The sequence below is a fragment of the Escherichia sp. HH41S genome (genome assembly GCF_009820115.1).
Taxonomy (GTDB): domain Bacteria; phylum Pseudomonadota; class Gammaproteobacteria; order Enterobacterales; family Enterobacteriaceae; genus Escherichia; species Escherichia coli_F.
This window is the reverse complement of record NZ_VNXE01000036.1, coordinates 1-14155: the sequence shown is the minus strand read 5'-3', so window position 1 is coordinate 14155 and position 14155 is coordinate 1. Positions and strand designations below refer to the sequence as shown.

Here is a 14155-nt window from a genome sequence, read left to right as displayed (position 1 = left end):
ACGTAATTTTATTACAAAAGGCGACAACTACCTTGAAAAACGCCGTTACTCACCGATCTCCTTCACGGTAATACGCAGTCCATACAGCATATTGCCCGTAAACTGGACCAGAGTCCTTCAGTAATAGCAAGATGGAGACCTAGATTGTCCAAAATATCGCGTGTAGATATCTGGGTATTGATGTGGAGAGCATAACCCTATTTGAGAGAGTGGTGAAATACGGAATTTTGTTGTTTGCGTGCCTTTTTAGCTAATTTTTTTGAGGCGTGATTTCATAATATGGTATTGCCTTATTTTGGAAGTGTGATTCTGGTTGGTGAGTGGATGTGTGGGCAGATCATCACGGCAGACGGCAACTATGCGCTGGGGTGTTAGCTGGTTGACCTGTCCCTGAACGGAAAATAAGCCGGGAAACAGATACTAGATGTGATCACGGACAGTAATGAACTGTGTATGACAGAGGCATAGCTGACGAAGGCTGAGATTTACATCAGTACAGATTACTTCCGTGAAGGATAAGACTGCCACTTAGCAGTTTTTTGTGTCAACCAAAACACCGTCAGTGAAGGGGGATTTCGATGGTTGGGTGTGGATGTGGTGATTACCATGCCAGAGGCACAGCAGCAGATTGAGTTAAGAACGGATGCACCAGCAGAGCTGGAGGTACCTGCCAGCTACCGGGGAAACCTGCAGATAGCGCTGCGGGTGGAGGACTGAGAATTCATCTCCGACAACAGATGCAATACATCCGTGACTCCGGAACGGGTCATATTGGTAAAGGGATTTACCATATTTTTAAACGGGAATAACGCAAAGCTATTCTGAGCTAAACACAGTTTTTAATGAAATGTGGTTATTTAAATGAATCCGCAGGGGATTGTTTTGCGGTGATTCCGTAAAAATAAGGATTACCGATTTCAGTTTATTATTTATGAAATACCGAGGAATTTCTTTTATTAAAAAAAGACTCTGATTGCACTTGTTGTGGCTGCATCTGCTGTATCTGGTATGTCGCTTGCCTAGACGAATAGTGATTTCAATGGTTCGGTTGATATTGGTGGTACTGAAAATGAATATCGTCAGAAATGGTCATGGACAGTCGGCGGTGATATTAATGGATTTCAAAATTCATTAACGGAACTGACTGACAATGGAACCAAACTAATTCTTCAGAGTAACGGGTGATTAGTTGCCCACGGCAGGGACGCCGGAATGAACTTCTGGTGCAGTAGATTGTGTGCGCCCGTCTACTGCAGGCCAGATAATAGACACGAATTTGGTTTGTTCCCCGCCATCGCCCCGGCACGTAATGTTCGCAGGTCGGGGCGTAAGGGAGACACAGAAGGCAGACTTCATCTCCGGGGAAACGGAGAATGATCGTTCTGTAAGTACGTTAATCAAGAATGGAAAGGAATAAATGAACATGAAAACTCAGATGGCAGTGGCAGCAGCGATGGTGATGGGACTGATATCTGGCGGCACTATGGCGGGTACTGTCACCTTCACCGGCACCGTCTCAGATGCGCCCTGCAATATCGCGTCGGAGTCGATGGATCAGACTGTTCCCTTCGGATTGGTCAGTAAATCCTACCTGAACGCTAATAACGAGGTGATGAGAACTTTTAATATCAAGTTGGAACAGTGTGACACCACTGTCCTGAAGACAGCCTCCATTACCTTCTACGGCCCGAACAACGCTACTGGTGCTGAGCTGAAAACCAATGGTGTGGCGAAAAACGTGGCAGTTCGTCTGGCATCTGTTGGTGGGAATAACATCACACTGGGTACGGCGGTCGAATCACCGATTCTGGATAATACCAATATTCTGAGGTTTGTGGCCTATGCCAAAAAAGCTGCGGGTGCTGCTGGTGATGTAACTGAAGGGGAATTCAGTTCTGTCGCGGATTTCCGCATGTCCTACAAGTAAGACCCGGCCCCGTTAGGCGGATAGAAATATCCGCCTTTCCTGACAGATGGTAGCTCAGGAAAAGCCGGAGTAACGCTTTCACGGAGGAACTGATGTTATCCATTTCGCATTGTCGCAGTTCGCTTTTTTTGCTGTCAGTCGTTGTATGGAGCGGCAGCGCTGGTGCCAGCGGCCTTGAAGCTAATCCTCACAATGGTCGCGCCATTCTGACTGGTACGGTGGTCGCCTCTGCCTGCACAATCGCGCTGGAAGATGCGTGGCAGACGGTAGATATGGGGGTATTGTCCGCTCGGGAGCTAAAAAAAACCGGGGAAGGACAACAACGTAAGATAAGCCTTCATTTACGGTCCTGTTCGCTGGAGCAGCAGTCTGCGGAGAAAATGCAGCCAGCGGTCCGGGTGATGTTTGACGGGCCGTTCCGTGATGATCCAACGCTGTTTGCAGTGGGAGGCAGCGCCCGGGGGGTGGCACTGAAAATCCGGGACAGGAACGGCAATCAAGTCCGGTCTAGGGAAAGTTTACCGCCCGTACCTGTTTATGGCAACGAGCAGAAACTAAATTACTGGCTACAGGTGGTACCTGACAGAACTCCGCTTTTAGCCGGTGATTTTTACGCTGCAATTCGCTTTGTCCTGAATTATGAGTAAGACCCTACAGGTTATTTTTTCTGGGACAGAACGGTTCCAATCCCGGTAAAGGGAATAAGGAAAACGACGTTGATACAGGGGAGTAAATATAAAATGGTGAACAAGCAACCTGACTGGTTTGTTCTCGGTCCGCTAACATTATTTATTTTACTGGCAGTAACAACTCTCATAAGCAGGCATGCTGTTGCCATAGAATTTAATACCGAAATTCTGGACACGGAAGACAAGAAGAATATCGATCTGAAACAGTTTTCTCAGTCCGGGTATATTATGCCGGGCGATTATATTATGACACCAGTGGTGAATGGTGAGGAAATTACCCGTGAAATACCGGTGAGAGTGTATTCGCGCAAGGAAAACGGACAGACGGATATATGTATCAGCCCGGAGTTGCTGGAACGTATTGGTCTGACCGGAAAAAGTCTGCGACAGATCGGGCGCTGGCATGAAGGGGACTGCGCTGATTTCAGTGCACTGAAGGGGGTGAAAATTTCGGCGGATTTAGCCACCACCCGTCTGAATATTTCCGTACCTCAGATGTACCTTGAGTATATGGATTCGGGCTGGCTGCCGCCATCGCGCTGGGATGACGGGGTCCCAGGACTGCTGATGGATTACAACACCAGTGCCACCGTGACCAAACCCGGTAAGGGACCACAGAGCCAGTCAGTCTGGATTAACGGGACTTTGGGGGCAAACTATGACGCCTGGCGTCTGCGTGGTGATTACCAAGGGATGTATAATCGTACAACAGGTCGGAAAGACAGCCAGCAGCAGGCATTCGACTTGAGCCGGGTCTATCTCTACAGGGCCATCAAATCCCTTCAGGCCAGCCTGACGCTTGGTGAGCATAACTTCACCTCTGATATGTTCAGCGGCTGGAACTACATCGGAGTAGGTCTTGCCAGTGATGAGAGACAACTGCCACCAAGACTGCGTGGATATGCCCCGCAAATTAGCGGAACCGCCGATACCAACGCCCGGGTCACCGTCTCCCAGCAGGGACGGGTACTATATGACAGTACGGTACCCGCGGGGCCGTTCACCATTCAGGATATAGACAGTAATGTGCGCGGGACGCTGGATGTGAAAATCACGGAGCAGGATGGGCGGGTGAAAACCTCCCTGGTGAACGCAGCCTACGTTCCGTATCTGACTCGGCCGGGGCAGATACGCTACAAACTGGTGTCTGGACGATCAAGACATGGTTTTCATCGTACAGAAGGCCCGGTATTCGGGTCCGGAGAGCTGTCGTGGGGGCTGAATAACCGCTGGTCCCTGTATGGTGGCGGAGTGGTCGCCGGGAATTACAACGCGCTGGCATTGGGTGCAGGCGTGGATCTACTGCAACTGGGAACCCTGTCAGCAGACGTGACGCAGTCCTTCGCCCGTTTCGATAACCAGGATGACCAGCAGGGTAAATCTTGGCGTCTAAATTACTCCAAACGATTTGATGAACTGGACACAGATGTCACCTTTGCCGGATACCGCTTCAGCGAGCGGGGATATATGACTATGCAGCAGTACCTGGATGATCGGTACCGGAATGTCAGAGATGGTCGAAGTAAAGAAATGTACACCGTTTCACTGAACAAAAACTTTCCGGACCAGCAGTTATCCTTGGGGTTGTCCCTGAACCATCAGACTTACTGGGACCGAGGAGAGAGTACCTATTACAGTCTGCAAGCTTACCGATATTTCTCGGCATTCGGTTTTGATAACCTGTCGCTGGGCATTACTGCAAGCCGTTCTCGCTATGCAGAAACCGACAAAATGAACGATGAGATTGCCTTGCGACTGTCCGTGCCATGGAGTAACGGAACGGCGAACTATAACGTCAGTAGCAGTGGTAACCGTTACGCCCAGACAATCGGCTATAACGGACGTACCGGCGTGGCGGACAGCTACAACGTCACAGTCGGGATGAATCATGGTGGCTGTGAACGTAACCGGGGGCAGTTCAGCGGGTATTACAGTCACACAGGCGATATTGCGCGAACCTCCTTCAATATGACTGCGGTACAGGGTAGTTACCTGTCTGTCGGTCTGTCGGTCGATGGTGGTTCCACCCTGACCGCCGGCGGCGGTGCGCTGCACGCTGGCGGTTATAACGGTGGCACCCGCCTGATGGTGGACACCGACGGCGTGGCAGACGTGCCGGTGGACGGAGGTCGAGTGCACACCAACAGTTGGGGTGTCGGGGTGGTGACCGATATCAGCAGTTACTACCGGAATTCGACGGCGATTGATCTTAATCAACTGACGGATGATGTGGAAGCCCGGGGATCCGTGGTGGAATCCGCACTAACGGAGGGCGCCATTGGCTACCGGAAGTTTGACGTGCTGAAAGGACAGCGCTTGTTTGCTGTGCTGAAGATGCGGGACGGTGGTGCACCACCATTTGGTGCTAGCGTCAGAAACCTTAAGGGCCGGGAACTGGGCATTGTCAGTGATGGCGGGGTGGCTTGGATCAGTGGTGTACAAAACGGAGAACGTCTGTCAGTGGTGTGGAGTGGCAATCGGTGTGAGGCTGTTATTCCACAAAACGTGGAGCAGTTGTCCCAGCTTTTATTACCCTGCGAAGTGGTCGCGGAAATGAAAAATGTCCCGGACAGTCTGCCCCGGGGGAAATAAGGAAAAATCATGCAGAAAACAATCTCGTTAATTCCTGTCGTACATAGCATCCTGTCGGGCATCCTTCTTCTTCCGGCAGTATCGCAGGCTGCAATTTCGCTGGACAGAACCCGGGTGATTTTCGACGGTGAACAGACATCAATGACGCTCAGTATCAGTAATGAGAACAAGCAACTGCCTTATCTGGCGCAGAGCTGGCTGGAGGATGCGGATGGGAAGAAAATTACCACCGGTGCACTGGTGGTCACCCCACCGCTTCAACGCCTTGAACCGGGTAAAAAGAGTCTGATACGTATTCAGGCCACGGCTGGAGCCCGTCTGCTGCCTCAGGATCGGGAATCCCTGTTTTACTTCAGCCTGCGGGAAATCCCGCCTAAAAGTGAAAAACCCAATGTGCTGCAGATAGCCCTGCAGACCCGGGTGAAACTGTTTTATCGTCCGGCGAATGTGAAAGCGAAGCCCGGAGAAATCTGGCAGGAAAAGCTGGTGCTGCATAAGGTGCTCGGCGGATACCGTATTGAGAACCCGACCCCGTACTATATCACCATCATCGGGATGGGGAATACGAAGAAAGAGGCTGAAACCGCCCCGTTTGAGGCAGTGATGGTGAGCCCGAAAAGCAGTGAACTGGTGAAGGTCGCCCAGGGAAATACGCCGCACCTGACGTACATCAACGATTATGGTGGTCGGCCGGTATTGTCGTTCAGCTGCGCAGGCAGCCAGTGTACCGCCGTTCCGGGAACGAAACGGTAAACATTACCATCAGGGGGCGGAGACGTGATGAACAGAACAGTGACGGGTATTCTGGTCGGTATTCTTGCCGGCATATGCGGCATCAGCTCAGCAGGAGCGGATGAGGTGGTACCCGATTTACATGATGGCTGGCTTACCCACATGGTATCACCCCAGGAAGGTCGGCGCCTGCTCGATACGGTCCCGGCAAACAAAGGGGAACTGTGGGTCTCCGGAGGGATAAGTACCGCCCCCTGCGTACTAGGACCGGCAGAGCAACGTGGAGACCGTGTCCGTATTGCGCTGAATGGCTGTGATGAGGGTGAGACGCAGACGGGATCGACCAGGCTGCCTGCCAGGATTGCGTGGAGGACAACAGGCATGCCTGAACTGGTCAGGTACTCGTCATCCATAATCCCGGGACTGGAGCGTCATCTTACTCTGACAGTGGATCCGAACCGTGCGGTTTCCTTGCTGCATCTGGTGATTAGTTATGAGTAAAGAGACGGGAGGAGCAATGGAAAGTGACAAAAAATGGTACCAAGCACTCAGGCTGCTGTTCATCTTTGCCGTGGCCATTATCTGGTTGGTGATGCTGATTATCTTTGGGATGCTGCTGGCTACCGACGGCCGGGCGGCCAACAGTGACGGCAGTATTGACATCCGGTTCCGGGGGACGCTGTCTGCGGGAGCCTGTGTTCTGGACCCCGTTTCGGAGAACATTAATATAACGTTCCCGGATGTGACCGGGAAGTTTTTTCACCTTTATGAAAAAGGACCGGAAAGACGTTTTCAGTTGCGGCTGACGGAGTGTGACCTTGGTCGGAGCGTGAAGGTTCAGTTTAGCGGGCCCGGTGCCACGGCCCCGGGCCTGGAAGGGACTCTGAAACTAACCAGTCCGCAGGAGGGGCTGGAAAACGACTTGGGGATACAACTGACGGAGTATGTGGACAGCCAGCCGAAAAACTTGATGCTGAGCGGCGGGGGTGTCAGGGGGACAACGAAGGTTCTGACCCAGAATACAGAAATACTGACGTTCGGGGCCTGGCTGAAGCCGTCTACGGCGGTACGCAATGGTGGCAGAGTGACCCCGGGAGAATACCGGGCCGTGGCGACATTTGATCTGATATATGACTGAGACCGGAGGAGTCATCATGCAGAAGTTAAGGATTCACCACGGGGTACTGCTGCTCAGCCTGTCGCTGGCACAGGGGGGCAGTCAGGCGGCAGCCCCCCTGAGTATCCCGATTACGGTAAAAGCCACCGTTGTGATCCCCCCCTGCACGCTGAACGGGGGGCAGGCACTGGATGTGGGTTTTGGGGAGGTGATGATACGGGATGTGAATCAGAAACGACGACCTGAGCGGCGGACGGTGACAAAGCGAATCACCGTCACCTGTCCGGTGGCGGTCACCAGTGCCAATGACCTGAAGGTGATGATGAGCGGGCCCCGGGCAACGGCGGGGGATTACGTGCTGACCACAACGGGGACCGGAAAGGGAGCCGGGATAGCGCTGTATCGGGGTGACACCACCACAACCACGCTGCCGCTGAACCAAGCGGTGCCGCTGTCGGGGCTGGGGAGCGTAAGCGGTTACACCGGACAGATGTCATTTACCGCGATGGTGGTGAAGGCCGGGGCGGCGGATGTGACGGAAGGGGAATTCAGCGCAACCGCGACACTGCTTCTGAAACAACAATAATGATGAGTTCAGGGACCTATATTATGGATAAATCAAAATATGACTTAGTTTCCGCCAAACGGAATCATGCTTCAGTTTTAATAGTGTTGGTAGTCGGCATATTTACTGCCCCCCATGGAGTCTGTTATCTCAGAGCAGGGATTACAGGGACAGGCATTTCATCATCTGTTTCAGCTTCTGGTAATGGGGATACAGGAGATGTTGTCATTAATATACCTGACACTTCACAATATGCCAGTGGGGCTAGTGTTTATACTTGGAGTGATGGCAAAGCGTGTGACCCTGTTAATATTAATAAGCATGAGTACTATGGTTCTGCAGGGGTATTATACAAGTATATAACTTTAAATGGTGTGAACTATGAAGTTTCCTGGACTCCAGTGACTTATGCTGAGTTTGGAAAACTTAATATTAGTGATTATATTGATTTTAGATCATGGACTCATGCTGGTTCATATCTTTTATGTACATCTTTTGATGGTTCTTGGGTTGCAAAATCAATTTATACGCCTGCACTAAGAGGTACTGTAAACTTACCAAGTAATCTATCACCAGGTACTTATGTTGCTAATACTCATTATTATATTGGCGCATATCACTTTGCAACTTCAGACTATGATAATCAGGTTGTTGTTGATGGGCTTATTTCTAATTCTTGGTCAAGGCTTGCCCGGGTGGATGTACCTGTGACTATTACATATGCTGCTAAATGCTGGTATTCAGGTGATCTTGATTATGACTACAATACCATAACCATGGATAAGGTATCTGGAGCTCGCTTGGAAAAGAGCCTAGTTATAAATTGCAGTGCAAGTACCAATGCACAGATTGTTATTCAACCCACAAAACCACCATCGGGCAGCTATGGTGGAAGTGCAACAGCACTGGGGATGGGTAATCATCTTGATGCTCTGATTGATTTTGATGGGATTAAAAGTGGAAGTTCTGTTCCTCTGCAAAGAGGAAGTAATATCTTTAAGGTGTCCAGTACATTGAAAAATGTAAATAGATATCCTGTGGAGGGGAGTTATCAGGGAGGGGGGACAGTGCTGATTACTTTTCTCTAATTATTAATTAAGATTTCACGGTGATCGTTGATGAAGCGGTACTTCAGTCGGGCTCCCTTGCAAGGTACCGCGCTGCCTTTTTCAGAATATCCCGTTCTTCCTCAGTACGTTTAAGCTGCGCTTTAAGCCTGAGAATCTCCGTCCGCGCATCCAGTAAATCCTGCGCCTGATGCTCGCTGTTATCCGGTCTGACTGACCGGACCCACTTATAAAGGCTGTGAGCCGATACGCCGAGGCGTTCAGAAACATCGGCAACGGAATAGCCCCGTTCAGTAACCTGACGGACAGCTTCTTCCTTAAACTCTGGGGTAAATCGTGGTGTACCCATAGACTCCTCCTATGCTCAAACTATAGGGCAGATTTGTCTACGGGCTTGGGGGCACTCCATCAGGCTGCATAAGTTGTCCAGGATCTGGGGCGCAGTTCATTTTTAATGGACACTATCGTATGAAACACCGGACCTGGATCACTGAAGCTTTACGTCTTCACTTTGAAGAACATTTACCCCGGGTTGTGGCCGGGCGTCGCCTGGGTGTACCAAAATCAACAGTTTGTAGTATGTTCGTGCGCTTTCGGAGAGCTGGCCTTTCGTGGCCTTTGCCCGCAGGCATGTCGGAGCAGGAACTTGATGCCTGCCTTTACGGACAATTTTCCACGGTACCAGTCGTACGTCCTGAAAGCACCGTTATATCCGAAGCCCCCGTGGTAAAAAAACGTCCCCGGCGGCCCTAATGCCGATCAGTTAAGGATCAGTTGACCGATCCAGTGGCTGTGTAAGAATCCGGAAACGCTCACTCGTTTCCGGATTTTTTTATGCACATTGGACAGGCTCTTGATCTGGTATCCCGTTACGATTCTCTGCGTAACCCACTGACTTCTCTGGGGGATCACCTCGACCCCGAACTCATCTCTCGTTGCCTTGCCGAATCAGGTACTGTAACGCTACGCAAGCGCCGTCTTCCCCTCGAAATGATGGTCTGGTGTATTGTTGGCATGGCGCTTGAGCGTAAAGAACCTCTTCATCAGATTGTGAATCGCCTGGACATCATGCTGCCGGGCAATCGCCCCTTCGTTGCCCCCAGTGCCGTTATTCAGGCCCGCCAGCGCCTGGGAAGTGAGGCTGTCCGCCGCGTGTTCACGAAAACAGCGCAGCTCTGGCATAACGCCACGCCGCATCCGCACTGGTGCGGCCTGACCCTGCTGGCCATCGATGGTGTGTTCTGGTGCACACCGGATACACCAGAGAACGATGCAGCCTTCCCTCGCCAGACACATGCCGGGACCCCGGCGCTCTACCCGCAGGTCAAAATGGTCTGCCAGATGGAACTGACCAGCCATCTGCTGACGGCTGCAGCCTTCGGCACGATGAAGAACAGCGAAAATGAGCTTGCTGAGCAACTTATAGAACAAACCGGCGATAACACTCTGACGTTAATGGATAAAGGTTATTACTCACTGGGATTGTTAAATGCCTGGAGCCTGGCGGGAGAACACCGCCACTGGATGATCCCTCTCAGAAAGGGAGCGCAATATGAAGAGATCAGAAAACTGGGTAAAGGCGATCATCTGGTGAAGCTGAAAACCAGCCCGCAGGCACGAAAAAAGTGGCCGGGACTGGGAAATGAGGTGACAGCCCGCCTGCTGACCGTGACGCGCAAAGGAAAAGTCTGCCATCTGCTGACGTCGATGACGGACGCCATGCGCTTCCCCGGAGGAGAAATGGCGGATCTGTACAGTCATCGCTGGGAAATCGAACTGGGATACAGGGAGATAAAATAGACGATGCAACTGAGCAGGCTGACGCTGAGAAGTAAAAAGCCTGAGCTTGTGGAGCAAGAGCTGTGGGGTGTCTTACTGGCTTATAATCTGGTGAGATATCAGATGATTAAAATGGCGGAACATCTGAAAGGTTACTGGCCAAATCAACTGAGCTTCTCAGAATCATGCGGAATGGTGATGAGAATGCTGATGACATTGCAGGGCGCTTCACCGGGACGTATACCGGAGCTGATGCGCGATCTTGCAAGTATGGGACAACTTGTGAAATTACCGACAAGAAGGGAAAGGGCCTTCCCGAGAGTGGTAAAGGAGAGGCCCTGGAAATACCCCACAGCCCCGAAAAAGAGCCAGTCAGTTGCTTAACTGACTGGCATTACCCCGGCGGCCCAACTTCCCTTATGAGTTCAAAAGCAGTCACTGTCCCCAAGAGCCTGTGTGGTGCGTATTACCATGAAGGAGATCGGTGAGTAACTATCCTGACACAAAGGGGTCCCCGTTCATGAAAATACGCAGGTGTGCCGCATTAGCTAAAAAAACAGTTTTGTTTTTTTGTAAAGTTACTATAAAAACCAAATAAGCTCTGCTATTACCAATGATTGTTCAATATAATATTTTACCATGAATCATGAAATTGTTGTTAAGAGGTGGGCGGATATCAATAGCGAAAGAAACGTTCTTTATTTTGCCTATGACAGAACAATCCAACCGGCATTGAAACTACAGACTCAGATGCCCAAGAAAAATGTATACAAATGGTGTTTGTGTGGGGTTGGATGATGATCGGGATACACTTCTGAAGGCGAGGTGTATTAATCCTTCAGATTCAGCTTCATCCGTAGAAATAATCGTCCCAAAAAGGTAATGCAGAAATCGTATTAAAGAAATCTTGATACCCCCTCAGTCAGGGTAACACATAAGTTACAACAAAATATTTAATTCAAAGGGTGTGCCATATGAGCACTATGGGAGCAATGCAGGTTATTTTCGTCGCTCTGCGAAATTTAGCATCACCGATTTGATAAAATGTTGCTGTTCCTGTTTTAGAGATCAGAACTCTGGCAAATGAGTAACAGCAAATTGATAGTTGAGTTTTCATCTTAATATATCTGCGTCTCCGGATATAGAGCAAGTGGACAAAGGAATTTCCCGTTTTTTTAACGAGAATAGCGCAAAATTATTTTGAGTTAAATAACCATTAAAACAATGGCATCGGTGGGTACGATACCCCAGAAAGAAGACTACCACTTTCAGTTAACATCAAGGAACCTATTTTATGAAAAAAACTCTGATAGCACTGGCAGTAGCTGTTTTCGCGACATCTGGCACTGCAATTGCTGCGCTTGGTGCGTTTAGCCCTAGCAATACCAATAACACCATTACCTTCGGAGGAAGTATTACTCCAGACCATCAAGATTACAACGTGTGGACTTGGGCTGTAGGGCAGGGGTATGAAAATTTCAACAATAAAATTAGTGAATTAACAAATGATGAAAAGAATCTAACTATTACCGCTAATGAGAATATGCCACTTCTGGTTGGTAAGTTTTTGAATGCCTCTATTGGTAACTCGAATAAATCATTGTCTCCCCAAATTACATTTTTCGATTCAAAAGGACGTATTACGCCTCAGTGGGAAGGCTCCAATGGTATTGGGCAGTTGACTCTAACCGTCAATAATGCAGAGCAAGAAGAAATTGGTTCTGCAAATATTGGTATTACAGCAATTGCTCCAACTGTTTGGGGAAATGCAGATGGAACTGGAAACCTGAGTCAGGCCTATATAACAGGGGATTATAATGGCGGGCCATTTTATGGTTCAACTGGTCAGTTTGGCGGGGAAAGTATCTCAACCACTGTGTCGGACAATATTATGAGCGACTTTGGGGGATTAACCTTTGCGGATTTGCGCGCTTTGGTAAATTCTAGCCCAAACCTTGGCATGATGACTCCATCAAGCCCCAATACTGTCGACACAACTGGCGGTGCATTTACTACTTCAGATCACGTATATGCAGGTTCTTATGCATTAGGCATTCGTAATGGACAAAGCATCAGCATTACATTTGCCTCTCCGGTTACTAACGAAACTCATTGGAAGGCACCACTGACGATGCAGATTTCCTATGGTTAACCACAATATAGCCTCCCTCTTGGGGAGGCAATAAAAGAATTTATAATAATAAATTCTTTTATTGTTATTCCTAAACCACCTCCTGAGGAGGTGGTCTTTTACTCTGTCATTCTTTTGGTAGCTTTATTTTATTCGGTAGCGTCACATGCAGATATTCTCGATGGTGGTGAAATTCAGTTTAACGGGCAACCTTTCGCCATAAAGGAAGGCAAAGTCGGACAGGGAAATGAAAGTCTGGAAGTTAAGCAGAGCCGTAGCGTTCGTGACGGTAGGCAGGTAATTCCGGTTGCACTGTTGGCGTTGACTGTGGTGCTGAGAATTAAGATAAAATCAACCACCAGCCAGACTGAGCAAAGGCACACCGTAAATACCATAATTAGGCAATATTTTTAAAAATTAAGCAATGTTGTCAATGTTGTTGGTGGGTACGATACCCCAGAAAGAAGACTACCACTTTCAGTTAACATCAAGGAACCTATTTTATGAAAAAAACTCTGATAGCACTGGCAGTAGCTGTTTTCGCGACATCTGGCACTGCAATTGCTGCGCTTGGTGCGTTTAGCCCTAGCAATACCAATAACACCATTACCTTCGGAGGAAGTATTACTCCAGACCATCAAGATTACAACGTGTGGACTTGGGCTGTAGGGCAGGGGTATGAAAATTTCAACAATAAAATTAGTGAATTAACAAATGATGAAAAGAATCTAACTATTACCGCTAATGAGAATATGCCACTTCTGGTTGGTAAAACCTTGACACCTTTCGAAGGCACCCCGGGTATTTCTCCACAAATTGAATTTTTAGATTCAAAAGGTCCTTTGCTTATTATGTGGGCAAACGATAATGCTGAAGGCTCTATGACATTAACTGTCAACGATACACAACAGCGAGAAATTGGTTCAATGACATTAAATGTCACTGCATTAGCTCCGGTTGCCTGGGCTAAAAAAGATGCCAGCACAGGTGTATCAATTCGATATTTAAATAATTTTAGTGGCTCATTCATAGGTTCTACAGGTGGATTTAACTCCCCTCCGAGTTTCGCACAGGTAGACGATATTTCTACTGCTTTTGGGGCTCCCTCACTCGCAGAGATGCAGCGTCAGCTCAAATCTTATCCGGGTCTTAGTAATATTGCTGATGACACAACTGATTTAGTAGCTCCATCTAGTAATAACTATGCCAGTGTAGGTTGGATATATACAGGTGCTTATGCATTAGGCATTCGTGACGGACAAAGCATCAGTATTACGTTTGCCTCTCCGGTTACTAACGAAACTCAATGGAAAGCACCACTAATGATACAGATTTCCTATGATTAATTGATATTGATTACCCCACAGAAGAACTGTCTCTTATCAAGCTCGCGACGAAAGGGAAGCCGCGGGGTTACGCTGTAGTTTACCACTACTTGTTTCTGCTGAGTGTCAGAGCAACTGGAGCTTATCAGCAGCACCTTTAAGGTTATCGAAACACAACGTCCGAAACAGGCCTGTTGCCGGTGCGACCATATCGTGCAGGCACCAGTACCT

10 protein-coding genes and 6 pseudogenes are annotated in these 14155 nt (G+C 49.0%); 15 read left to right on the top strand and 1 reads right to left on the bottom strand.

Going from position 1 to position 14155, the window contains the following annotated elements; genetic code table 11:
* Positions 1-576: 576 nt before the first annotated feature.
* From FQZ95_RS07860 to FQZ95_RS07825, 9 genes and pseudogenes are all read left to right on the top strand, one after another.
* Positions 577-717 (top strand): annotated as a pseudogene (locus tag FQZ95_RS07860) (DUF5462 family protein); the annotation flags it as partial.
* 324 nt (positions 718-1041) lie between these two features.
* Positions 1042-1185: pseudogene (locus FQZ95_RS26950) on the top strand (fimbrial protein); the annotation flags it as partial.
* Between the two features lie 232 nt (positions 1186-1417).
* Entirely contained in the window at positions 1418-1927 is a 510-nt protein-coding gene (locus FQZ95_RS07855) for a fimbrial protein (protein WP_097311510.1), read from the top strand.
* 92 nt (positions 1928-2019) lie between these two features.
* On the top strand, positions 2020-2574 hold the full coding sequence (locus tag FQZ95_RS07850; RefSeq protein WP_097311511.1) for a fimbrial protein: 555 nt from the start codon (positions 2020-2022) through the stop codon (positions 2572-2574).
* A 93-nt stretch (positions 2575-2667) separates the two neighbouring features.
* The gene (locus FQZ95_RS07845) at positions 2668-5208 is read left to right on the top strand and encodes a fimbria/pilus outer membrane usher protein (RefSeq protein ID WP_097311512.1); all 2541 of its coding nucleotides are present in this window, start codon (positions 2668-2670) and stop codon (positions 5206-5208) included.
* Positions 5209-5217: 9 nt separating this feature from the next.
* Positions 5218-5961 (top strand): fimbrial biogenesis chaperone, encoded by a 744-nt coding sequence (locus tag FQZ95_RS07840; RefSeq protein WP_097311513.1) that lies wholly within the window; start codon positions 5218-5220, stop codon positions 5959-5961.
* Between the two features lie 496 nt (positions 5962-6457).
* Complete coding sequence (locus FQZ95_RS07835; protein WP_157916979.1) at positions 6458-7078, top strand: fimbrial protein; 621 nt, start codon at positions 6458-6460, stop codon at positions 7076-7078.
* 16 nt (positions 7079-7094) lie between these two features.
* Positions 7095-7643, top strand: coding sequence for a fimbrial protein (locus tag FQZ95_RS07830; protein ID WP_157916980.1), 549 nt, complete (start codon positions 7095-7097; stop codon positions 7641-7643).
* A gap of 23 nt (positions 7644-7666) precedes the next feature.
* Complete coding sequence (locus FQZ95_RS07825; RefSeq protein ID WP_157916981.1) at positions 7667-8710, top strand: hypothetical protein; 1044 nt, start codon at positions 7667-7669, stop codon at positions 8708-8710.
* An 11-nt stretch (positions 8711-8721) separates the two neighbouring features.
* Here FQZ95_RS07825 and FQZ95_RS07820 read toward each other — a convergent pair.
* Positions 8722-9038, bottom strand: a pseudogene (locus FQZ95_RS07820) (transposase); the annotation flags it as partial.
* Between the two features lie 119 nt (positions 9039-9157).
* On the opposite strand from FQZ95_RS07820, the pseudogene FQZ95_RS07815 reads away from it, so the two are divergent.
* From FQZ95_RS07815 to FQZ95_RS07785, 6 genes and pseudogenes are all read left to right on the top strand, one after another.
* Positions 9158-9439: pseudogene (locus FQZ95_RS07815) on the top strand (IS66-like element accessory protein TnpA); the annotation flags it as partial.
* An 84-nt stretch (positions 9440-9523) separates the two neighbouring features.
* Positions 9524-10852: pseudogene (locus tag FQZ95_RS07810) on the top strand (IS4-like element IS4 family transposase).
* A gap of 910 nt (positions 10853-11762) precedes the next feature.
* Positions 11763-12620, top strand: a complete 858-nt coding sequence (locus FQZ95_RS07805) for a hypothetical protein (RefSeq protein ID WP_160530058.1) — start codon at positions 11763-11765, stop codon at positions 12618-12620.
* Between the two features lie 90 nt (positions 12621-12710).
* Positions 12711-13013 (top strand): hypothetical protein, encoded by a 303-nt coding sequence (locus tag FQZ95_RS26945; protein ID WP_404856079.1) that lies wholly within the window; start codon positions 12711-12713, stop codon positions 13011-13013.
* An 89-nt stretch (positions 13014-13102) separates the two neighbouring features.
* Entirely contained in the window at positions 13103-13945 is an 843-nt protein-coding gene (locus FQZ95_RS07790; RefSeq protein WP_097311518.1) for a hypothetical protein, read from the top strand.
* A gap of 102 nt (positions 13946-14047) precedes the next feature.
* Positions 14048-14155 (top strand): annotated as a pseudogene (locus FQZ95_RS07785) (IS66 family transposase zinc-finger binding domain-containing protein); the annotation flags it as partial.